Below are 22,929 nucleotides of genomic sequence, written 5' to 3' on the forward strand. Positions count from 1 at the left end.
TGCTATAAAATAGAAACTCAAATAGACTACATTCGTAATCTATTTGAGGTGACTATGAAAAATGGAATTTTAATCGCCATGCTGTTATTACTAACAGCGTGTCAACAACCGACTGTTTATGTATATACGCAAGGCTTAACTGCAATACAAAAGCAGCAACTGACACAGCAATTACAACTGCAGACATTACCTTATCAATTTACCCAATTGCCTATACCGAAAGAGTTTACTGCGGCTACATTGTTAACCTCACAAGATAAATTACTCACACATGAAACACAGTCACTTGCTGATATTATGCAGTTGATGGGCTACCAACCACAGATAAATTATGTATCGGTGGCAAACCATCATTATAGCGATGGTAACATTGGTTTTTACCTACGTGGTGAGCACATTGAGCCGGGCTTTAATATGCCTAAATTAATGCGTACAACTAACTGCTACGAAGACAGATACAACGATTTACAAGTGACATTTCACGAAAACGTGGTCGCGTTTACATTATTAAATGGTACTCGTGCTCAGTTAGAGTGGGGGCGTTATGAGGACTATGTAATCATCAATTATAGAGGTACTTCGCAGTCATACACGCATTCAACCCCTTTGGTCGCCACACCTTTTGGGGAAAAACCCTCAGATACATTTCGCTATACTGCGCATGTTGGGAGTCCACAATGGCTAAATTGTTCATTACAGATTGTTTATATGGATTAAGGACTGATTGCTTTAGCTTGATCTAATAAACCTATGCTGCGTTTAACGCCTTCGAGCGCAGGTTTAAACTCACTGTTTTTAATTACGCTGGTGACCGGGTATTCAGCCAGCAAACTGGCGTACATTTTTTGTGCGCTGTCACTTATTAGGTATTCAATAAAGCGATTTGCATTATCAGCGTTTGGCGCATATTTGGCGATAGCCACAGTGGTTGTTGATATAGGTGTTAACCCTTGCTGATTTTTAAGCCAGTTGATAGAGAGTTTGCTGGCCATATCGCGATCGCGCTTATTCTGAGAGTTTTGTAACATTGCTAAATAGTAATGATTGGCGAAAGCAAACTGGCATTTTCCCTGCGCTAATGACCTTAGCTGATCTCTATCAGAGCCGCTGGGGCGTTTTACCAATAACTTATTTGCGTGTTGTATCCAAGCTGAGTCTTGGTTGTTATTACTGGCAAGTAGACCAGCAAACAAGGTTTGATTATAACTGTGCTGCCAGTCCCGTACGCAAAATGTTTCTTGGTATTGTGGCTGTTGTAAATCGCCATAGTAGATTGGTGTAGGTACGTGTGTTGTATCGCTGGTAAATAATGCCCGTCCTCGTATTGATACACTTAACCACAGATTATTAGTATCTCGCAGCTGGGTAGGTACATTGATCAGCTGTGCAAAATCGTTGAAAGGTTGTAAAAGGTGGCGATGATTATGCAATTGGGCCAAATCAGCGCTCAGCACTATATCAGCTAAGCTTTGGGCACCATCATTGTTTAAACGACGCAATAGTTCTTGAGATTTACCATTGACTAAATTAACTTTGATTTTAGTGGTTTGTTCAAAATCGTTAAGTAAAGGTGCAATGAGCTCCTGCTTTCGAAAAGAGTAAATGTTAATTTCGCTTTGATTAGCGAACGTAAAATCAGCACTTAGTACCGAAAATAGAAATAAAAGGTAAAGTTTACTTTTAATCATCGCAAATAAGAATTATTATCGTATTCAATTAGTGTACATAATCTAAATGATAAGTCTATATTGTGAAATTAAATATTTTGAAACAGCCTATGCAAATAGGTTACTTACTTTTCGCTTTGTATTTTTTCATGATGCTTTATGTTGGTTCTATATTGCATAGCTACTACCAAAATGAAACGCGGCAAACATTAGAAAAGCAATTAACCACCCATGAGCAGCTTTTAAAGACTAAGTTGTTACATATCTCGCATTTACTTTACTCAATTGACGCCTATCAGCAACTCAATGGATATGAACCTGAATTATTTTTACAACTGGCACAATCACAACTGCAGGGCATTGATGTTCCATTGCGGTTGGAGTCGTATGCGTTAATTAAGCCACAACAACAGCAAGTTTTAACGCAGGCGCTTAAAAAGGCTGGGCATTTTGATTTTAAAATTAAAGGTGTAGAAGCAAATGCCGAGCATATGCTCGTTATAAACCGCGCCGCACCAGTGGCAGAGTATGGCCATACAGTTGGAGAAAGTGTGACACTTAATAACGCACATGTTGCGCGCTTGCAAGCGAGTAACCAGTTGTATCTTCTCGTCTGGCCAAACCGTGAGAACAAATGGAGTATTTTGATCGAGCAAGGCGATGTAGATGGTTTTAGACACGTACTTGGGATTAGTTTTTTACTTGATAATCTACTCGAGAGTCTTTTTTCAGATGTGTATTTGAGAACAGAGCAGCATTTACAAGTCGCTGTCGCAGACCGTTTGATTTTTAGCTCTGATTGGAAAAATACGTTTTCGTTATCTGAGTTGGCAGCTGGCGCGAGTAGTGAGGTAAATTTTTTTGGTGAGCCTATTAAGCTTACTTTATATAGCAAAGAGCAATTGTCACATTCATTACTCGATGACAGTATTTGTTTGATTATAGCGTTTGAAGTGATTGCACTACTTTGTGGTTTAATGGTGTTACTCCATGTAAGGACGTTGCTTAATCGTAATGAGCTAGTGAACAAAACAGTGGTTGAGCGTACTGCATGTTTGGCAAAAACGAATCAGCAATTAGAGCGGGAATCCAGTCAGCGGCTTATTGCATTACAGCAGCAACTAGCGGCAGAAAAAAAATATAAAAGTGTGTTTTTAAATAGCCACGAAGGGCTGTTTGTACTCAATGAACATGGCCATATATTGGAGGCTAATCCGGCCTTCCAGCGACTATTATTAAGTAATCATAAGCAATCAACATCAATGCGTTTTAGTCAACTAATGGCTGATGAACATTCTCAGCAACAGTGGCTGTCGTATTTACAACAGCAAAGTAATCATCAAGAATTTGAGTGGTTAGGGGTGAATGGTCAAGGCAAGTCGTTGTGGCTAAGGCAAACAGGTAATTGGGCAACACATGATGGGAATCGTCGTTATGAGGGGCGTTTGATTGATATCACTCAGCACACCTTGTTTCATGAGCAATTAAAGTATAAAGCACAGCATGATGGGCTGACCAATTTACTGAACAGGCAAACATTCTTAGATGCGCTTGAAGTAAAAAGAAAAGCCACCCAAGATGATTTTATTTTACTGTATATCGATCTCGATAGATTTAAATTAATTAATGATACTTTAGGGCATATAGCTGGCGATAAACTCCTTATTGAATTTGCCGCCCGAATGCAAATATTAATGGGTTTTTGTAGCTCAATAGCTCGATTAGGCGGGGATGAGTTTGCTATTTTAATTAAAGCACACAAGCTACTACAACCGCTCGAAGGGGTAATGGAGGATTTGTTGGGCGAGATCCGTAGGCCATTTATCTATCAACGGCAGCAATACACGGTGAGTGGCAGTGTTGGCGTGCGACCATTTAAAGCACCCTGTAATGAGTGCACGGCGGAAAAGCTATTGCATGATGCAGATGTTGCTATGTATGAAGCAAAGCGACGCGGTAAAAATGGTTATTATATTTATAGTGATAGTATTGCTGATGAGGTATCACGTAAATTGCAAGTTGAAAAAATGCTGCATGAATCCTCTGTGAGTGATGAGTTAGCATTGCACCTGCAGCCTATGTTTTGTAACCAAGGCCGTAAACTAAACGGTTTTGAAGCGCTATTACGCTGGTATAGCCCAACTTTAGGTCACGTGAGTCCTGCTGAATTTATTCCAATCGCTGAAGAGTGCGGGAAAATAGTTCAACTAGGTCAGTGGGTATTTGAGCGCGCTCTAAGTTTTATTGAGTCACTATCAGGAAATGAAGTATTTATAAGTATTAATGTTTCGCCTATTCAGCTACATAGTCAAGGGTTTTTAGATTGGTTGGAATCACGAATGCAACGGAGCTCTATCAGCTGTCGACAAATAAAAATAGAATTAACAGAGTCGGCAATGATGGCAGAAGAAGACAGTTTAATAGAGCCATTGCTGCGCTTGCATTCGTTAGGGTTTGGTATTTACATTGATGATTTTGGCACAGGCTATAGCAGTTTATCTCGGTTGACATGTTTGCCCGTGACAGGATTGAAGATAGATCGCTCGTTTATTAATGATTTAGAGCACCGTAAAGATTCTTTGCAATTAGTGGAGGCAATTTGTGCGATCGCAAAAAGCTTTAATTTAACAGTAACTGCAGAGGGCATTGAAACTGACAATCAACTTGAAAAAATATCTAAGCTATATTGCCACTACACGCAAGGGTACTTAATGAGCCGACCATTGTCAGAACAATATGCCGAGCAATTATATAACGAGAACTACGCATGTTTGAATATTGCATAAAAAGTATTGACCTCAACTTAGCTTGAGGTTTTAAAGTGTGTGCATACCCTATATACCTTAAAGGACTAACTATGCCCACTTATATAAAAAACTACCTTGCGACACTATTAGTTAACACGCATGCTCAGCTTGATTTAGATTTAGTCTCACACATGCAAGCCGCGCATTTAGCGCAATACAGCTTTAGCAGCATCAATGCACTACAAGATAAAGTGCTAAGTTTAGAGCCTAAAATATTGTTTGAGCGTTTGATAGAGCAGCGCGAGGGCGGATATTGCTTTGAGCACAATAAAATTTTTCACCTTGCACTAGAGGCGCTTGGTTTTGATGTAAAAATACTTATTGGCCGTGTAATGCTCAATGGCCAAACACAAAACCCACGCTCACATCGTCTCATTCTGCTCACCTTGGATAACAAGCAATATTTAATTGATGTTGGCTTTGGTGTTAGTACACCAATTATACCGCTGCCTATTGATAAATCAGGGTTGCATCAGCAAGGGGTGAATACATACCAAGTAAAACGTACTGATAATTTCATTGAAGTTAAGCAAACTCAGCCAGAGCTCAAATATATTTATCGTATTGAGCTCGGTGAATTTTATGAAAGTGATTGTGAGATTGCTCACTTTTATAGTCATCAACATCAAAGTGCCGCATTTGTAAATAACTTAGTTGTATCGCGTATAGCCGACTCAGAGCGCTTTCTAATTCGTAACAATCAGTATTTTTATTGGAATGAAAAGAACAAGCACAGCACCGAATTAGCCATTACAAGTTCAGCGCAATTGTATCAGTTGATTACAGAGGTATTTAAAATTCAGGTACCTGAGACATTCGTTGAGAAGCTATTTAAATGCAAATTAGCCGCGTGATTCAAGGTAGTCATTTAATTTTGTAATGCGTTCACTCATGCCTTCAATAATACGATCTTTAATTTTTTCGCGGATCACATTAGGTAAGCGAGTCAGTGCTTCAGGTGTAATAGCAAGCACGATAGTGTCGCTTTTGGCGCGTGCACTGGTGCTACGCTCTCGGTTGTTAATAAATGCGCCTTCACCAATAAATTCACCAGGCTCAATTGTGCCTAAGTCAAGTAAGTGGCTGTGTTTATAGACAACAATGGCACCGCTGAGAACAATGTATAAGCGTTTGTCGTTATCAAACTGCTTAAATAAAAAACGGCTTTGGCTAATTAAATATAATTGACTGAATGATTCAAGCAAAACTTGTCGTTCGTTGAGTGAGAACTCTCTAAAAAAATTCAGTCTATTAATAATTTCCATCTGTTTTATGAGAGGAATGTGCTCGATTAACTTCATCAAAAACCAATATTGTCATTTTATGAATTAATATTGCGCTCTTTTAATTTTCTGGTCAATGTATTACGACCCCAGCCAATTTTTACTGCTGCTTCTTGTTTGTGTCCAGCGCAGTTGGCTAGTGCCGTTTTAATCAAGCGGGTTTCTAATTGAGCTTGTACGTTAGGCCAAATATTCTCTTTACCTTGTTTAAGCTCTTGATTCAGCCATTGCTGAAATGCATCGAGCCAGTCACCTTCTTGTTGCGACGCCTCTACTTCGAGAATCTCAGGAGGTAAATCTTGCTCACTGACTAATTCACCCGGTGCCATAACGGTTAGCCAGCGGCAAGTATTCTCTAATTGACGAACATTTCCGGGCCAGTTGAATAAGCGCAGTTGATCGGTTGCTTTTGGGCTAAGAATTTTGCTTTCTACTTGCAAGTCTTTGGCGCTTTTATGCAAAAAGTGTTGCGCTAAGCGTTCTATATCTTCGGTGCGTTCACGTAGCGCGGGAAGGCGTAACCTGACGACGTTTAAACGGTGAAATAAATCATCTCTAAACTTACCCTGCTTAACGAGATCTTCAAGGTTTTGATGTGTTGCAGCAATAATACGCACATCTACTTTAATACTTTGATGCCCACCAACACGGTAAAATTCACCATCTGCTAATACGCGTAATAAGCGTGTTTGCACATCCAATGGCATGTCACCGATTTCATCTAAAAATAAGGTGCCGCCATTAGCTTGTTCAAAACGGCCTTTACGTACGCTATCAGCACCTGTAAAGGCACCTTTTTCGTGCCCAAAGAGCTCTGACTCAACCAGTTCCTTAGGAATGGCGGCCATGTTTAAAGCAATAAATTGATTTTCTTTTCGTGGGCTATGGTTATGCAAAGCACTGGCGACAAGCTCTTTGCCTGTACCAGACTCACCATTAATGAGCACACTCATGCTTGATGCCGATAGTTTACCTATAGCACGAAACACCTCCTGCATAGCGGGGGCTTCACCAATAATGTGCGCACTTTTGGGGGGAGCTTGCTTACGCTTGGTCTTTTTTGTCGCATTCGCACGGCACGCACTTTCAACAAGGCTGACGGCTTCATTTAAATCAAATGGTTTGGCTAAGTATTCAAAAGCACCTTTTTGAAACGCATTGACTGCTGAATCTAAATCTGAATGCGCGGTCATGATAATAACTGGCAGCCCTGGGTTTTGCTCTGCTATTAGTTCTAACAGTGCCATACCGTCCATTCCGGGCATACGTACGTCAGAAATAAGCACAGTCGGTTGGCTAAATTTAAGTGCAGTGAGGACATCTTGTGCATTAGAAAAGCTTTCAGCGTTAAATCCTGCACGGGTGAGTGCTTTTTCAAGTACGAAACGAATTGATGCATCATCATCTACAAGCCAAACTGTTTTCATAGGTGCTCCAAAACCGCTTAATCTACAAACGGCAGATATATATTAAATTCTGTATGACCAGGCCAGCTATCACAATCGATGTAGCCATTGTGTTGGTCGATCAAGGTTTGCGCTATCGAAAGGCCTAGGCCAGAACCACCTTCTTTATTCGTGATCATGGGGTAGAATAGCGTTTCTTTAATGCTAGGATCGATACCTGGTCCATTGTCTGAAATTTGTATTTGCAAGGCCTTTTTAGGGGGTTTTCCGGGGCGTCGTTGGCGCTGGTTGATGCGTGTTTTAATTTTGATTACACCACCATTCACTAATGCTTGCTGCGCATTACGTACGATATTGAGCACAACTTGCTGAATTTTACCTTGGTCAATAAACACATCGGGTATACTCGGGTCGTAATCTTTTTCTAAACTGATGTTGGCACAGTTGTCGAGAGTACTTAACCTGATAACCGACTCCAAGGTTTGGTGAATATTACCGTATGATTTTTGCGGTAATTGATTCGGCCCTAGTAATCTATCAACCAGTTCTCGCAAGCGATCTGCTTGCTCAATAATTAGCTCAGCGCATTCATCCCGTTCTTGCTGATCAACCTCATACTGCAATAATTGCGCCGCTCCACGAATACCACCTAAAGGATTTTTTATTTCGTGCGCAAGCCCCCTAATTAGGTTACGTGCAGCTTGGTATTGGTGCATTTGATTTGAAGCTTGATCGTGGCGGATTTCATCATCCGTTTGCCGACATTCGAGCAAAATATAATAGGCATTTTCCAGCATAACGCGTCGTGCACTAATCGCTAATTTAGCATGGCGAGAATCAACGAAAACTACGTCAGCTCTGTGCTGGTGGCAATCTACACCATCAATTAGAGCGTATTGCGCTATTCGTTTTAAATCAATTGAGTGGTAACTAAATAGGCTATCGAAAGATTGTTTTAAAATACGTTTAGGGCCTAAGCCTAATAGCTCACTCGCACTGTCATTGGCGTACACAAGGGTAAAACGTTCATCAAGTAAAATAACGGCCGTAGTCAGATTTTGCCAAATACTTGCGAGGAGTTCGGGGCGGAAAATATTATTGTTGGGCATGGTTGCACCATTTTAGTGCGTTGATGATATTTAGCAGCTTATCACAGAGTTACGTACAAGAAATGTGTCGTGGTAGAAAAAACACTATTCTTACAAAGACGATGCCCTATGCATAAAAAAAGTGCTGCTTTCACTAACCGAGACCACAGAACCTTCGGAGTTAAATAGTTTCAATTGCAATGTGTGCTCACCTCGGTTTACATCACGAAGTGCAAAAGTACCCGTGTTGCTCGGCTTAGCGAATGCGACACCATCAACGAGTAATTGAATTTTAAAACCGCTCTCAAAGCGTGGAACTATTCTACTAGTAACGTAAACAGACCCTGTATTTTCACGGACAGTTTCTTCATTAGTGGGTGAAGCAATAACAATTTTAAAGTTGACCACCGCAGCGGGCTTATCTTCATTTAACACGGTAATATCAACAGCGGGCATAGATAAATTTTGGCTTGATAATTTAATTTCTTGGGCTCCTGCTCTAGGGCTGTCAGAAAATACCAGTACGCCATGTTTGTCTTTCCACGAGTAGATTTTTTTGTCACCGCCGTAGCTGTTAATACTAACTAAAGACATGCTTAAAAGTAATAAAATTGTTTTTTTCACTGTACAGTCCTGCATTTTTTGCACTAATTAAACTGTAGTGGATAATGACCAAATTTACCATAAAAAAAGCCCGTAAAACGGGCCTTGAGAACACATATATATTATCTATTAGATAATTTTCTCTACAGCGTTATTAGCAGCTATAGTACATTTCAAACTCAACTGGGTGAGTTGTCATGTTAAGCTTTTCAACTTCCTGACTCTTAAGTTTGATGTAAGCATCAATTAAGTCATCAGTAAATACGTTACCTTGCGTTAAGAACTCACGGTCTGCGCTAAGTGCACAGAGTGCTTCATCAAGTGATGCCGCAACAGTTGGGATCTCAGCTGCTTCTTCAGCAGGTAAGTCGTATAAATCTTTATCCATTGCATCGCCAGGGTGAATCTTGTTTTTGATACCGTCAAGGCCTGCCATTAACATTGCAGAAAATGCAAGGTATGGGTTAGCTGTTGGATCTGGGAAGCGTACTTCGATACGACGACCTTTTTCAGACGGAACCACTGGAATACGAATTGATGCAGAACGGTTACGTGCAGAGTATGCAAGCATAACTGGCGCTTCAAAACCTGGTACTAAACGCTTGTACGAGTTAGTCGACGCATTTGCAAACGCGTTGATTGCTTTAGCGTGTTTGATAATACCGCCGATGTAGTAAAGTGCATCTTCAGAAAGACCGCCATACTTGTCGCCTGCGAATAAGTTAACACCGTCTTTAGCTAAAGACTGGTGACAATGCATACCAGAACCGTTGTCACCAACAACTGGTTTAGGCATAAAAGTCGCAGTTTTGCCATATAAATGAGCCATGTTATGGATAACATATTTCATCTCTTGGATTTCATCTGCTTTAATTACCATCGTATTAAAGCGAGTCGCGATTTCATTTTGACCAGCGGTTGCTACTTCGTGGTGATGTGCTTCTACTACTTGGCCCATTTCTTCTAGAACGAGACACGTAGCTGAACGCCAATCTTGGAAATCATCAACTGGAGCAACTGGGAAGTAACCGCCTTTAACGCCAGGACGGTGACCTGTGTTGCCATCTGCATATTCTTTATCTGAATTCCAAGCAGCTTGCTTAGAATCAATTTTGTACATTGAACCAGACATATCCGTTTTGTATTTAACATCATCAAATACGAAAAACTCAGGCTCAGGGCCAAATAAAACTGTATCAGCAATACCTGTAGAACGCATATACTCTTCAGCGCGTTTAGCAACTGAACGCGGGTCGCGCTCATAACCTTGTAATGTTGCAGGCTCAACGACGTCACAACGTAAGATTAATGTCGCTTCTTCTGTGAAAGGGTCTAGCTTAGCTGATTCAGCAACAGGCATTAATACCATGTCTGATTCATTAATACCTTTCCAGCCAGCAATTGAAGAACCGTCAAACATTTTACCGTCTTCAAAGAAATCTTCATCAACTTGGTGATGAGGAATAGAAACGTGTTGCTCTTTACCTTTTGTATCAGTAAAGCGTAAATCAACGAACTTAACGTCATTTTCTTTAATAAAATCTAAAACCGATTGTGACATGTGTCCTCCAACTGTTGGGTTTTATTTTTGCTGCATAATTGCTTTTGTTTATAGTAAGCGTTTTCTGTGCCATATTTATAAGTCTTTGTTTATAAGTTTAAAAAATATAGTTCTACGTTATGCTACCTATTGCGTTGCACCAATGTGAAGCATGAAAAGATCATTTTGGTGCGTAACGGGATTTGGTACGACTTGTATGAATTATAAACACAGCTGTAAAACTAACTTACTTATAAAATACTGTCAAAATATGGCATGAAATGTAATGAATGTACAAAATAACAGTTAATTCAGAAATTAAATTAATAAAAATGTCATATATAAAACAGATACTTATTGGAACTATTAAGAAAGTTTTGAAATATATATTGGATAAACTTTCATCCATGTCATTTATAGGGGATAATATGCGCCCTTTTAAATCCAATGCTGGGACATCTCGTGAAAACGCGGGTGAGAGCGTAAAGCCCCTGCAGGATCATTGAGATTCAATTTCTCTGAGTGAATATATGAGCATCGAAAAGTTAAGAAATATAGCGATTATCGCGCACGTTGACCACGGTAAAACAACACTGGTTGACAAACTACTTGAGCAATCAGGTACATTAGAAACACGCGGCGGTAACGAAGAGCGCGTGATGGACTCAAACGACATTGAGAAAGAACGTGGTATTACCATTTTGGCTAAAAACACAGCCATCTCATGGAACGATTACCATATCAATATCGTAGATACTCCAGGACACGCCGATTTTGGCGGTGAAGTTGAACGCGTACTTTCGATGGCTGACTCAGTATTACTACTTGTTGATGCTCAAGAAGGTCCAATGCCACAAACGCGTTTCGTTACGCAAAAGGCATTCGCACAGGGCTTAAAGCCAATCGTTGTTATCAATAAAGTTGATAAGCCTGGTTCACGTCCTGATTGGGTTATGGATCAAATCTTTGATTTATTCGACAACCTTGGCGCAACTGACGAACAGTTAGATTTTAAAGTAATCTACGCTTCAGCTATCAACGGCTGGGCAACACTAGATTTAGACGAGCCATCAGACAACATGGAACCTATGTTCAAGATGATCGTTGACGAAGTATCACCACCGGATGCAGATCCTGAAGGTGACTTCCAGATGCAGATCTCTCAACTAGATTACAACTCTTATGTTGGCGTAGTTGGTATTGGTCGTATCAAACGTGGTTCTGTTGCTCCTAACCAACAAGTTACTATTATCAGTGCTGATGGCACAACACGTAACGGTAAAATTGGCGCAGTACAAAGCTACCTAGGTCTTGAGCGTATCGAAACTGATAGAGCTTACGCTGGTAACATCGTAACTGTAACAGGTATTGGTGAGCTTAAGATTTCTGATACAGTTTGTTTCCCAGGAAACGTTGAAGCATTACCACCACTAAGTGTTGATGAGCCAACTGTAACAATGACATTCTCTGTAAATAACTCACCTTTCTGTGGTAAAGAAGGTAAGTTTGTAACATCACGTAATATCCGTGAGCGTTTAGACAAAGAATTAGTACACAACGTAGCACTTCGCGTTGAAGATACTGCTAGCCCAGATAGCTTCCGTGTTTCTGGTCGTGGTGAATTACACCTAGGTATCTTAATCGAGAACATGCGTCGTGAAGGTTACGAGCTTTCTGTTTCTCGTCCAGAAGTTATCTTACGTACTGTTGATGGCGTTCTAGAAGAACCGTATGAAACAGTAACTATTGACTGTCAAGACGAGCATCAGGGTTCTGTTATGGAACAAGTTGGCCTACGTAAAGGTGAACTTACTAACATGACTCCAGATGGCAAAGGCCGTATGCGTTTAGATTTCATGATCCCTAGCCGTGGTTTAATTGGTTTCCAAACTGATTTCATGACGCTTACATCGGGTTCTGGTCTTATGTACCATACGTTTGATCATTACGGTCCTCACAAAGGTGGCGACATCGGTGTTCGTAAGAACGGCGTAATGATTGCAAATGCAACGGGTAAAGCACTTACTAACGCATTATTCAACTTACAAGAACGCGGCCGTTTATTCATCGGTCACGGTGTTGAAGTATACGAAGGTATGGTTATCGGTATTCATAACCGCGATAACGACCTTACAGTTAACGCCCTTAAAGGCAAGCAGTTAACTAACGTACGTGCATCTGGTACAGATGAAGCGCAAACGCTTTCTCCGCACCTTAACTACTCACTTGAGCAAGCGCTTGAGTTCATCGATGATGACGAGCTAGTTGAAGTTACACCACTAAACATTCGTATCCGTAAGCGTCACCTTACAGAAAACGAACGTAAACGTGCGGGTCGTGCACCTAAGTCATAATCTATTAATTTAGAATAATGATTTCAAAAGCCGCTGTATTGTAAGATACAGCGGCTTTTTAGTGGGTGAAAACAAGAGTTGTAAGCTATAAGCGGTCAGATTAGAACAAGCGTGGTTGGGTAGATTGGTTGTAGGTGAAAGACAACCACATAAAGCTTTACCTAAAACAGATTTAGACACTAAAGCTAACACCATAGGTGGGAATTTACCTCGCGCAGGCGCTAACGTAATTACTTTTTCGGGATAAATCTCGACCTACAGTTTAAGTAACTCAGTAATTTCAAGGTGAATAATAACAGGGCAGAGGTTAAGCTAAAAACTCGGTTTTGGCTTGTCGTGAATGAATCACATTTTGAATGTCGAGTTGTTGGCTTTCTTTTGATGGCTTAACTTCAAAGCCTTCATGGCTGAGTAACCACAATTTACGCTCAATTCCTCCTGCATAGCCTGTGAGTGAGCCATTACTGCCTATCACTCTATGGCACGGTACAATTAAGCTAATAGGATTTCGGCCATTAGCGCCGCCAACGGCCTGAGAGCCTTTGGGCTTATTCACCATTTTAGCGATGTCTAAATACGTGACGACTTCACCATAGGGAATGTTTGATAAGCAGTACCACACTGATTTTTGAAAATCTGTTCCTTTAGGATCAAGGGGCAGGTCAAATTCTTTGCGTGCTTTTGCGAAATACTCATGTAACTGTTTTTTACACTCAGTTGTTATATCGCTGGCTATGACGTGGGTTTTTATTTCCCCAGAAAATATAACTTGAGTAATGCCTTTATCTGATGCTTTAAATTCAACACACCCTAGCGGTGTATCAATATAATCGACAAACATTGCAGTCGTTTCCCTCGTTGAAAAGTTAAGTGGTTTCGCTAAAACGTACATTGTCTGATTCGCTCAGTAATATCGTCGAATGCTCTACAGCTTGTTAATGACTACAATTGCACACTTTCACCTTCATTAAGAATATATAGCTGTACTTGTGAATCCATTTTTTTATACATATGCAATAAACGCAGTAACGCAGAATGGCTGCTGTGATCGCCCATCTGCCAACTTGAGTTGCCATAGCCCCACGGTATCATAACTTTACAATTAAGCTCTTGTGCTGCGTTTAGCGCGTCTTCCGGTGTGGTATGGACATAGCGATACCATTTGCCGTTTTCTTTATGATAGTAAGAAGCGATGGGTATTAGGCATACATCAATATCGCCATATTTTTGCTGAATGTCTTGAAAGTGTTTTGAATAGCCCGTGTCGCCTGCAAAAAATAAAGTTTTACCATTTTGTTTTAACAACCAGCCATTCCATGAATCTTTATTGTCATCATCGTAGATGTAGGGAATAAGTACTCTATTACTAAAATGATGAGCTGGTACTGCGTGAATGGTTAAGTCATCAATATTGGTTTTTGAGTACCACGGCATTTCGCTGATGTTAAAACCACCTGTAGGAAAGTTATCCGCCATACCAAGTGGCGTTAAGTAATAGGGCTTATTACCTATGAGTTCTATATCGGCTTTATTGAAATGATCATAATGGATATGTGAATACATAACGGCATCAATATTGGCTAACTCTTGCTCATTTAACCAAGCGCCAGGCTGACGGTAGATGCCTCCTGTAAGTTTAAATGCGATATCAACGGGGGAATCAAACTGCGCTTTTACAGGGTCAAATAATACATGCTGACCGTTTGGGGTATTGATCGAAAAACTAGCGTGACCCAGCCAGCGGACAGTGTAGTTGGTATTTAACTGTGGCAGTGTTTGCCTACCTTGATACTGGCAGTTTTCAGCGCTCGTTTCACACAGCAAATCGGGGTGAGCAGGGTAGCAGTCAGTTTCGCAGGTGGTCGGGTAATTTTGCTTTTTTGGGTATACATTATGGTAGCGACCAGCACGATCACCCTCTTTGTATTGTGCAATAACAGCATCTGGTGCGGTTATCTGGGTCACTTGATTGGGCGTACCACACGCGGCCAATAAGCACGAAGCAATGATTAAACCAACACCGTATACCTTCATTGTTTATTTACGCTTTGTAATTTTAACTGCATAAAAGTGTACCAAAAACAGCCGATTAAAAAACATTTTAAAAGTAACAAAAAATAACAATAAAAAAGCCCATTACAGTGAATGGGCTTAATAGTTTTAGATCCTAGGATTATTATCCTGCTTTATTCATTTGTTCAATAAATTTGTTTGAGTCAGCAATTGACTTGTTCATATCATTCATCAATATTTGAATATCGCGTTTAAGGTTTGTAAATTCACCTTTTATGGCGGTTACAGCCTGCGCATTTAAGTTATGCTTTAAGTACAATACATTATCTTTTAACGATGAAAGTACTGGCTCCATTTTGCTTTCGGCACTTCGCATTGAGCGCAGTAGTTGGTCAAATTGGCGCTTAGTCGAATTAAGTTTTTTGCTACTTTCACGCTTTAAAGATGCACTTTTGTATTGCTCAAGTTCATCTGCCCACTCGTCAAATAACGCGTCCGCAACGTCTTCAACTTTATTGATGTTGGTGGTTACATCTTCAGCAGCTTTCAAGCTTGACTCGTAATCATCATTAAGTTGGTTATAAGCCTCTTGTAACTCGCCACCGTCAAAGTTAATTAAAGTGGTTAAGCGTTCTAATGCTGATTGAAATTCTTCTTGCGATTCCTCTTGTGATTCCTTTGCCTCTTCTACACGATCAACGAGTATGTCGCGTTTATGTACACCGACAGACTCCATTGCTGAGTAATAGGCAGATTGGCAACCCGATAAAGCTAGGGTGAGTGCTAAAAGTGGTGCGCTGAGAAATGTACTTTTTTTCATTGAGATCTCTTTTTAAATCCGTTGATACTGCAAATTATGTGGGCGATTGCTATGATAATCAAAATTATTTTGTAAAAAGTTAACTTTATGAGCGATAAGGTCACGCACTATAGGCAGCAAGCAGCTTCGTTTATACGTCAACAACCTGGTTGGTGGATGCAGTATATAAATCGTTGCATTGATGACCAAATCACTGTTAATGCAGGTTATTTAGCCTATGTTACTTTGTTATCTTTAGTGCCATTGATAGCAGTTGGCGTGGCAATATTTTCGGCTTTTCCGGGGTTCGAATCTACAAGAATCGAAATAGAAAATTTTTTATTCACCAATTTTGTACCGACTTCCTCTGATGTGATTAAGGAGCATATTAGCTCTTTTGCTGGTAATGCCAATCAAATGACCGCTGTCGGTATCGGTTTTTTAGCCGCAATAGCACTGCTTTTGATCCGCAATGTGGACGCAACACTGAACAGAATTTGGCGCATAAAACATAAACGCCCAATGATGATTTCGTTTGCAGTTTATTGGATGGTATTAAGCTTAGGGCCATTGTTATTAGGCGCAAGTATTGGTGTGACTTCATACATAGTATCTTTAGTGTCGTTTGCTGATCAAGGGATTCCAGGATTCAGTGGGTTTTTACTTAAACTACTGCCTTATTTAATTTCTATGGCTGGCTTTATTATGCTCTATACTTTAGTGCCTAATACGCGAGTATCGTTTAGAGCTGCGATACCGGGTGCTTTTTTTGCGGCGTTACTTTTTGAGCTAACTAAAAAAGGTTTTGCACTTTATATTAGTCACTTTCCTTCGTACGAAGTTATTTATGGTGCGGTGGCTACAATCCCCATCTTATTTGTTTGGGTGTATTTGTCGTGGGTTGTGGTGTTGCTCGGTGCTGAGTTTACCGTGTGCATAAGCCCAAAAGATATCGAAGATACGCCTGAGATCATTCTTGATGAGGAGGAAAACATCCGTTAAATAGCAATGTGTTTTGTTAGGAGCCAGCAATATGCCGTTATATCCGAACATAACCCCCTACCACGATTTTCATTTGAGTGTGGGGGATGGACACCAGATACATGTGCAAGAATACGGTAACCCCAATGGTTTACCCGTTGTGATTTGTCATGGCGGGCCCGGTGTGGGTTTACATGCTGACAACTGCCGCTTTTTTGACCCAACCCGGTACCGCATTATTTTATATAGCCAACGAGGCTGCGGTTTATCAACTCCTCATCACCTTATCGCGAATGAAACGGCTGACTTAATCAAAGATCTCGATTATTTGAGGGCTTACCTAGGCATTACTAAATGGTTGCTATCTGGCGCTTCGTGGGGGGCAACCGTATGTTTACTTTATGCAATTAAGCATACAGAGCATGTTTCTGGGTTGATTTTACGTGGTACATTTTTAGCTGCACATGCTGATTTAGAGTGGTTATACAGCTCGCAAGGTGCCGGTGCGCAGTTTTACCCTGAGCTATACGCTAAGTTTTCTCATGATTTACCTGATGCAATGAGTATTTTAGCGTTCTACGAACAGCAATTGGCTAGTGAGAATCAAATAAGTGCCAGTCGATTTGCTAAGTTATGGTGCCAGTGGGAGGCTGTTTTAAGTCAAGGGAAGCAGTCGCTACAATGGACGCTTAGTTGCCCGCAGCATGGTTTAAATATGGCGCGTTTAATGGTGCACTACTTTATTAATCACTGCTTTATAGATGATAATTATATAGCGCAGCATGGCGACTGTTTATCTCATTTACCTATTTGGTTTATTCATGGACGCCAAGATTTAGTGTGTCGCTTTAGTGTTGCTCAACGACTTGCAAGTAGCCTGAACTCACAACTATTGATTTTAGATGGTGTTGGGCACGGTGTTGATAATCAGGTATATTTAGCGGCAGCAAGGCGAGCAGCCGATCTTATGTATATCAAATTAACGAGGAATAAATGCAAGGATTAATCCAGCGAGTAAAACACGCAAAGGTAGAGGTAGATGATCAGCTTGTAGGTCAAATAAAACAAGGAATAGTACTGTTATTAGGTGTTGAAAAACATGACGATAAAGACACCACAAATAAACTACTTCATAAAGTGAGTAACTATCGTATATTCAGTGATGAAAACGATAAAATGAATCTCAGTTTGAAAGATATAAAAGGCGAATTACTCGTTGTTTCGCAATTTACACTTGCTGCAGATACAAAAAAAGGTATGCGGCCGAGCTTTTCGTCTGCGGCTACACCTGCTCAGGCAAATGAGCTATACGAATATTTTGTAGACCAAGCAAAAGCTGCGGGGCTGAGCGTTGCAACAGGGCGCTTTGCTGCTGATATGCAGGTGAGTTTATGTAACGACGGGCCAGTGACTTTTTTGCTCACTATATAGCTACTCTATCCAACTCACTTCAATATGCCAAAAGTTGATTTAAAACGATTTATATTGCGTTATTTATTTTAACAAGGGAATAACCATCCTTTACAATCAATGCCTGCCTACATCGCTTTTAATTCCTACATAAACTGATATTTTGGGGACTTGGGTATATATTTTTGCTTATTTATACCCATTAGCTGATTCCCTACTACAATAATAAAAAGTCCGTAGAGCCTAAAAAGTGGCAAGCAAGCTTGAGTAGGGCCTCGCTTCAATAATATTGGTGTTTACAAAGGTAGTGAATCAATAATGCGTAAAAATGAACCCGTAACCCAAAAGAACATCGAGTTACCTTCCTCTGTTAATATTCTCTCGATTACATCTCCCGATAGTAAAATAAAGTATATAAATAAAGATTTTATAGCCATTTCTGGATTTGATGAAGCTGATTTAATAGGTCAGTATCATAATATTGTTCGTCACCCAGATATGCCTCCTGCTGCGTTTGCTGACCTTTGGCAATGTGTGCAATCAGGTAAATCGTGGATGGGAATAGTTAAAAATCGCTGTAAAAATGGTGACCATTATTGGGTCGACGCTTATGCAAGCCCTTTAAAGACAGCGACAGGTCAAATTGAATATCAGTCGATTAGGGTGAGGCCAAAAGACTCCGTTAAAAATAGAGCTGAAAATTTATACAAAAAATTACAAAGCGGAGGGGAATTTAGAATCCCTTGGTGGGAGAAGGCTTCTGCGACAATGTTTATGGTGTGTGGGGTTTTATTTTGTTATTTATTAACAGCCTTTTTGATTTTTAATTTCACTCAAGCCTCTTTAGGTAGTGCACTAGGGTTACCGCTTATCCCTATGTGTTTATTATTGACCAGTTTATTATGGCAATCAAAGCAATGGCATAAAGTAATCGAAAAAGCACAATCGATAGTAGATGATCCATTAGCTACCTATATTTATACGGGAAATAATAATGCAGCGAACAAGGTGTTACTGGCGCTGGAGGTGTTAAGTAAAGAAGCTGGAGCGATTGTAGGGCGTATAAATGATGCATCAGTGAATATGGGCGATGCATTAAATAGTTTAGAGCATGAGTTGTCACAAAATCATTCTCGTGTGTCTATGCAATATCAGCAAACAGACTCCATGGCATCGGCAATTACTCAAATGTCTGCAAGTTTTAATGAAGTATCGAGTAATGCACATGCAACATCAAGCGCAGCAAAATCGACACATGAGTATGCTCAACAAGGTTTATTACAGGTTGAAGAAGCAGTTAATAATATGAACGAGCTAAGTAATGATGTTAACAATGCAGCAAGCGTTGTAGAGCAATTAGAAAAAGATGGTGCAGCTATTAATGATGTAGTTGCTGTTATACGTTCGGTTGCAGAACAAACTAACTTATTAGCCTTAAATGCAGCAATTGAGGCTGCAAGAGCAGGTGAGCAAGGTCGTGGTTTTGCTGTTGTTGCAGATGAGGTTCGTACTTTGGCTAATAGAACCCATCAGTCCACAGAAGAAATTGTGAAGACAATAGAGAAGATAAATCAAGGTACAAAATCCGCTGTTGCCGCAATGGAAAAAGCACAGCAACGCGTATCGAGTAGTGTGGATTCAACGACCCAAGCTAAAACATCAATTGAGTATATGAGCACGGAGATGAATCATATTCTGGATCTTAATATTCAGGTTGCGACTTCAGTTGAGCAGCAAGTGAAAGTTGCGGAAGAGATAACTGAAAATGTTACAAAAATTAAGGATTATAGTGATAGCGGTTTACAATCTTCTGAGCAAAATATTGCTAAATGCGCAGCTTTACAAACGCATTCAACTGCTCTAAATAGTATCGCGCAACATTTTTGGGCGCAAAAATCAAAGTAGAGTAAATAGACCGTTATTTTTTCAACAGTACAATATGGTTTGCATAACCAGAGATGTGCTTTATGGTGGGTTGTATTGAAAATGTACTAAGTAATATCGATTCGAGTTGTTTTAATTGAGAGTCATGTTGGGAAAGGAAGTTAATAAACAGGCAGCCATTTTTTGATAGTTTTTTATAGATTTTTCGATAAAACTGCTGCTTGTATAAAAATAGTGGAACATCGAGTTTGCTAAATAAATCAAGTATAATCCAGTCATATACCTGCTCTCTTTCAAGCTCTATTTCAGCATCTAAACATCGTAAATTTGAGTCACTTTTTTTATCAAAAAAATGTGTGTAGCAATGAATTATGTCCGGGTTTTTTTCTATCGATATTAGATTGCAATTAGGGTAGGTGAGTCGTAGATAGTTATGTATAGCACCACCGCCTAGGCCAAGCTCCAATATGCTTTGTGGAACTGGAATTGACTGCCATAACTTTGCCAAGTGTTGTAAGTGAGGAAAGTGTAGCTGACTGGGATCGTCCGTTGTTACCACTGATTGAAGTGTGTCGTTGATGAGTAACCAACGAAGTTGTTTATACTCACGCACTTGAATGCAATCAGCGCCGCACTTTTGCCAATATAGTAATTGCCCTATACGGTGACAGTCTTCAACAAAACACTGTTTTACTGTCCCGTTTGCTTTTAATAAATATTCCATTACATGAGAATAGATGAGTCAAGGTAAAGTGCCAGCTTGTCTGCTAGGTTTTACAGGTAACAATAGTTATTTCTCTTGGCTAACCAAAGTCGTATTCCAAGTGTTTATCAAATCGAGTATGGTAGTTTGCAAATAATAACAGACCGCATTCTTATTAAATAAACCGCTCGCGTGTGTAGATGTTTTAATTTAATGAGTTGTTTATGGCGGCCTTGATTGCAACAGGAGTGATTATGTTTCAGGTGACAACACCACAAAGTAGCGAAGATTGGCAAGCTTATTATCAATTACGTTGGCAGGTACTGCGCGCGCCTTGGAATGAACCGCGTGGCTCTGAGCAAGATGATTTAGAGCAAGATGCTGAACATCGTTTTATAAAGAATAAAGCAGGTGAAGTGTTAGGTGTTGCACGGCTTCATTTTAATAATCACCAACAAGCACAAGTCCGTTATATGGCCGTGGCCGAAGGTAATCGAAATCAGCATATTGGCAGTCGCTTATTACATGAACTTGAAAAATTAGCATGGACACAAGATGCAGGTGAGCTTGTGTTGTATGCGCGTGAACGCGCATTGGATTTTTATAAGCGCCACGGCTACGAATTAAAAGAAAAAGCCCATTTAGCCTATGACGATGTACAGCATTGGAAAATGATAAAGCAAAAGCCGTCTGAGCCAGGCTGGTTTCGTCATCCAAATTGGACTCAAGTATTGCAAAATACATGGCGTGAGTCGATCCCGATCAGTGATGCAATGGGTATTAAAGTGGAGAGCTACACCGATTGGCAATTCACGACCAGTGCAGACTTGGATGCTAATTTAAACCTGCACAATACGATGTTTGCAGGATCTATTTATAGCTTAGCGACATTAACTGGGTGGGGAGCGACTTACTTAGCGCTTAAAGAAGCGCAGCTTGAAGGCAATATAGTGTTGGCCGATGCTAATATTAAATATTTAAAGCCGTTGAATAATGAGCCTCGTGGGAGTGTTGATTTAAGTGGCTGTAAAGGAAAGCTAGCCGAGCTTGAAAGTGAAGGTAAAGCCAGTTATTTAGTGCCTGTTGAAATATACGATGGCGATGTGCTGGTCGCTGAATTTGAAGGGCAATTTATTATTAAAAAATAGCGCTGTTATATGCTAAATAAAAAGCCAAGTGAATACTTGGCTTTTTAAATAGTGCTTATAGAAGATCAGTCAAGAGTATACCGATGCCGATGCGCTCTATATCTGCGTTGTAGTCAATTAAACTTTCACCGTAGCCGTTAAAGTATTGCCCGTAGCCGCGTAGCCTACCCCATAAAGGAAAAGACCAATCTAATTGTATGGCGCCACGATTATCTGAATTTAAATTATTGCGGGTCATAAAACTAAATTCGTGTTCGTTCCAGCGATATGCACCTGAAAATTCAAAGTACCCCATATATTTGTGGATATCAGGGTTGTCATCGCCTTTTGCTACCATAGGGTCTTCTTTTCTTTCTTCTGAAATGCGATACCAAGGTTTAAAGCTAAAAACAAATCCTTCATTTTCCCAGATGAAATCAGCATAAATGCGGTTCCATGATCGCGAGTTGGGTTGGCTTCGGCCATTTGATTGATGTACTGCGCCAATTGAAATTGCCATTTCATCACCCCAAAGCACATGTTCAGGATCGAGAAAGTTTACCCAAAAAATCTCCGGTTCGTAATTTGTTTCGCGAAATGGAGATGAGATTTCTTTGTTATAAAGCTGCCAAAATGATTGTAATGTAAAGCCAAAATATACAGCCTGATCTTCATCATCAAAGTCGTTATATAAAGGAACTTTGATTGATAGCTGATACTTTGCCTCAAGGTTATCAAGCGGTTCGCCATCACTGTCTTGAGTTAATTCATTTAAGCCATCAAACGGGCGCACATTTGGGTTTGATACATATGACAAAGGCAATATGTAATTACGTTTGTGCGGAGTTATGACATTGCGGTTTTTCTGGCTTACTTTTTCACGGGCTTGACGTTTATCAAGTGCTGTAATTTGTTTGCTTTCATCAAGTGCTGAACACTTTTTACGAAGTTGGTCTAGCGTTTGGTTGCCATCACCAGCAATAGCTTCATTTAAAATACATTGCTTTACGAGTTCAATATTGCTGCTTTGTTCGTTCTTTTTTTCGATTTGTGCTTGTTGTGCAATTGCAGTGCTGGACAACAATGTAGTAAATAGAATCCCGTAGCGCCAAGTCATTATTATTCCTTTGAGAAAAACCGTGTGTTGTTAAAAGTATACCGTGTTTTTAACTTAATGATGGTGAACTTTTACTGAACTTAGCTATTTGAATTGATTTTATACTATGCAAAAAGAGAAAAAGCGGCCGTAGCCGCTTGTTCAATG

Annotated in this window: 20 protein-coding genes; 9 read left to right on the forward strand and 11 right to left on the reverse strand. The window is 40.1% G+C overall.

The features are described from left to right. The first annotated feature begins 54 nt into the window (after positions 1-54). Positions 55-717 carry a hypothetical protein gene (locus tag HH219_RS17310; RefSeq protein ID WP_054452911.1) on the forward strand — a complete coding sequence of 221 codons (663 nt, stop codon included), beginning with the start codon at positions 55-57 and terminating at the stop codon, positions 715-717. On the opposite strand, the gene HH219_RS17315 is transcribed toward HH219_RS17310, so the two are convergent. Next, positions 714-1,688, reverse strand: coding sequence for an extracellular solute-binding protein (locus tag HH219_RS17315; protein WP_054206897.1), 975 nt, complete (start codon positions 1,686-1,688; stop codon positions 714-716). The two genes, HH219_RS17310 and HH219_RS17315, sit on opposite strands and share 4 nt — an antisense overlap. A 62-nt stretch (positions 1,689-1,750) precedes the next feature. Here HH219_RS17315 and HH219_RS17320 point away from each other — a divergent pair, with 62 nt between their 5' ends. Next, positions 1,751-4,453: an EAL domain-containing protein gene (locus tag HH219_RS17320; RefSeq protein ID WP_349251627.1), complete on the forward strand. Its 2,703-nt coding sequence runs from the start codon at positions 1,751-1,753 to the stop codon at positions 4,451-4,453. 71 nt (positions 4,454-4,524) lie between these two features. Continuing rightward, positions 4,525-5,328 carry an arylamine N-acetyltransferase gene (locus HH219_RS17325; protein ID WP_054206896.1) on the forward strand — a complete coding sequence of 268 codons (804 nt, stop codon included), beginning with the start codon at positions 4,525-4,527 and terminating at the stop codon, positions 5,326-5,328. Here HH219_RS17325 and HH219_RS17330 read toward each other — a convergent pair. The 5 genes from HH219_RS17330 to glnA form a co-directional block, all read right to left on the reverse strand. Beyond that, positions 5,317-5,775 carry a cyclic nucleotide-binding domain-containing protein gene (locus HH219_RS17330; protein WP_054206895.1) on the reverse strand — a complete coding sequence of 153 codons (459 nt, stop codon included), beginning with the start codon at positions 5,773-5,775 and terminating at the stop codon, positions 5,317-5,319. The genes HH219_RS17325 and HH219_RS17330 overlap by 12 nt on opposite strands. A 20-nt stretch (positions 5,776-5,795) precedes the next feature. Beyond that, positions 5,796-7,184 (reverse strand): nitrogen regulation protein NR(I), encoded by a 1,389-nt coding sequence (ntrC, locus tag HH219_RS17335; RefSeq protein WP_054206894.1) that lies wholly within the window; start codon positions 7,182-7,184, stop codon positions 5,796-5,798. A 17-nt stretch (positions 7,185-7,201) separates the two neighbouring features. Further along, a complete protein-coding gene (gene glnL, locus HH219_RS17340) occupies positions 7,202-8,272 on the reverse strand; it encodes a nitrogen regulation protein NR(II) (RefSeq protein WP_169328166.1) in 1,071 nt (356 codons plus the stop codon). 90 nt (positions 8,273-8,362) lie between these two features. After that, positions 8,363-8,875, reverse strand: coding sequence for a DUF4124 domain-containing protein (locus HH219_RS17345; RefSeq protein WP_231659121.1), 513 nt, complete (start codon positions 8,873-8,875; stop codon positions 8,363-8,365). 133 nt (positions 8,876-9,008) lie between these two features. Then, complete coding sequence (gene glnA, locus HH219_RS17350) at positions 9,009-10,415, reverse strand: glutamate--ammonia ligase (RefSeq protein ID WP_054206891.1); 1,407 nt, start codon at positions 10,413-10,415, stop codon at positions 9,009-9,011. 509 nt (positions 10,416-10,924) lie between these two features. Between glnA and typA the strand changes: the two genes are divergently transcribed. Further along, positions 10,925-12,748 (forward strand): translational GTPase TypA, encoded by a 1,824-nt coding sequence (typA, locus tag HH219_RS17355; RefSeq protein WP_169328167.1) that lies wholly within the window; start codon positions 10,925-10,927, stop codon positions 12,746-12,748. Positions 12,749-13,055: 307 nt separating this feature from the next. Here typA and HH219_RS17360 read toward each other — a convergent pair whose 3' ends face one another. From HH219_RS17360 to HH219_RS17370, 3 genes are all read right to left on the reverse strand, one after another. After that, the gene (locus tag HH219_RS17360) at positions 13,056-13,589 is read right to left on the reverse strand and encodes a methylated-DNA--[protein]-cysteine S-methyltransferase (RefSeq protein WP_054206888.1); all 534 of its coding nucleotides are present in this window, start codon (positions 13,587-13,589) and stop codon (positions 13,056-13,058) included. 101 nt (positions 13,590-13,690) lie between these two features. Next, the gene (locus HH219_RS17365) at positions 13,691-14,782 is read right to left on the reverse strand and encodes an MBL fold metallo-hydrolase (RefSeq protein WP_169328168.1); all 1,092 of its coding nucleotides are present in this window, start codon (positions 14,780-14,782) and stop codon (positions 13,691-13,693) included. Between the two features lie 142 nt (positions 14,783-14,924). Continuing rightward, positions 14,925-15,581 carry a DUF2959 domain-containing protein gene (locus HH219_RS17370; RefSeq protein ID WP_054206886.1) on the reverse strand — a complete coding sequence of 219 codons (657 nt, stop codon included), beginning with the start codon at positions 15,579-15,581 and terminating at the stop codon, positions 14,925-14,927. Between the two features lie 87 nt (positions 15,582-15,668). Here HH219_RS17370 and HH219_RS17375 point away from each other — a divergent pair, with 87 nt between their 5' ends. From HH219_RS17375 to HH219_RS17390, 4 genes are all read left to right on the forward strand, one after another. Beyond that, entirely contained in the window at positions 15,669-16,562 is an 894-nt protein-coding gene (locus HH219_RS17375) for a virulence factor BrkB family protein (protein WP_054206885.1), read from the forward strand. 31 nt (positions 16,563-16,593) lie between these two features. Next, a complete protein-coding gene (locus HH219_RS17380) occupies positions 16,594-17,547 on the forward strand; it encodes an alpha/beta fold hydrolase (RefSeq protein ID WP_169328169.1) in 954 nt (317 codons plus the stop codon). Beyond that, positions 17,535-17,972: a D-aminoacyl-tRNA deacylase gene (gene dtd / locus HH219_RS17385; protein WP_054452901.1), complete on the forward strand. Its 438-nt coding sequence runs from the start codon at positions 17,535-17,537 to the stop codon at positions 17,970-17,972. Before HH219_RS17380 ends, dtd begins: the two co-directional genes overlap by 13 nt. A 297-nt stretch (positions 17,973-18,269) precedes the next feature. Further along, positions 18,270-19,856: a PAS domain-containing methyl-accepting chemotaxis protein gene (locus HH219_RS17390; RefSeq protein WP_169328170.1), complete on the forward strand. Its 1,587-nt coding sequence runs from the start codon at positions 18,270-18,272 to the stop codon at positions 19,854-19,856. Positions 19,857-19,869: 13 nt separating this feature from the next. Here the strand turns inward: HH219_RS17390 and HH219_RS17395 are convergent, their stop codons facing one another. After that, the gene (locus HH219_RS17395; protein WP_054206881.1) at positions 19,870-20,559 is read right to left on the reverse strand and encodes a fused MFS/spermidine synthase; all 690 of its coding nucleotides are present in this window, start codon (positions 20,557-20,559) and stop codon (positions 19,870-19,872) included. Positions 20,560-20,792: 233 nt separating this feature from the next. Between HH219_RS17395 and HH219_RS17400 the strand changes: the two genes are divergently transcribed. Continuing rightward, entirely contained in the window at positions 20,793-21,686 is an 894-nt protein-coding gene (locus HH219_RS17400; protein WP_054206913.1) for a bifunctional GNAT family N-acetyltransferase/hotdog fold thioesterase, read from the forward strand. Between the two features lie 55 nt (positions 21,687-21,741). Here HH219_RS17400 and HH219_RS17405 read toward each other — a convergent pair whose 3' ends face one another. Next, positions 21,742-22,782, reverse strand: a complete 1,041-nt coding sequence (locus HH219_RS17405) for a phospholipase A (RefSeq protein ID WP_169328171.1) — start codon at positions 22,780-22,782, stop codon at positions 21,742-21,744. Between the last annotated feature and the right edge of the window lie 147 nt (positions 22,783-22,929).

It is taken from the genome of Pseudoalteromonas sp. NEC-BIFX-2020_015, from assembly GCF_012952265.1.
Classification (GTDB): Bacteria; Pseudomonadota; Gammaproteobacteria; order Enterobacterales; family Alteromonadaceae; genus Pseudoalteromonas; species Pseudoalteromonas neustonica.